This window comes from Ureibacillus massiliensis 4400831 = CIP 108448 = CCUG 49529 (genome assembly GCF_000772965.1).
GTDB classification, from domain to species: domain Bacteria; phylum Bacillota; class Bacilli; order Bacillales_A; family Planococcaceae; genus Ureibacillus; species Ureibacillus massiliensis.
This window is the reverse complement of sequence record NZ_JPVQ01000143.1, coordinates 1-471: the sequence shown is the minus strand read 5'-3', so window position 1 is coordinate 471 and position 471 is coordinate 1. Positions and strand designations below refer to the sequence as shown.

The window sequence follows — 471 nt, the reverse complement described above, 5'->3', positions numbered from 1 at the left end:
ATGCTCATCACCGTGTTCAAAAGCAAAATATGGTCGGACATTCCATACATTCAGAGAGGATAATCTACGATTATTTACCAAAACACCAAGGTCCTCTGAAAAGTGGAAACTTATATACAAACGAAGAACCTCTGTTGAACGTTCTAATAAAAGAGAAAAAATAGATTATCACTTGGAATCTGGACGCCACCGGTCAACAAAAATGTGGTACATTCGCCTATACGCCATAATGATGTGTCAGCACATCGATGCTTGGTACAGCAGTCAGAAAGAGCAGTTAAATATTGAAGAAATCATCTTTCCTAAAGCCGCCTAGTCAATTTTTTAAAAAATAATGGCAATAGGTTTCTTTGTCATGGACATTTTTGAAAATACAATGAAAATAATGAGTGTGCAAGCCATTCCAATCAAATTTCCAGTAATTTTGGTTCATTTCACCCAGAAAAATTGTTATTTATTCCGAGACTCTAT

At 35.5% G+C, this 471-nt stretch carries 1 pseudogene; it reads left to right on the top strand.

Annotated features, from left to right (window positions below):
• A pseudogene (locus CD30_RS20480) lies at window positions 1–316 on the top strand (transposase); the annotation flags it as partial.
• Between the last annotated feature and the right edge of the window lie 155 nt (window positions 317–471).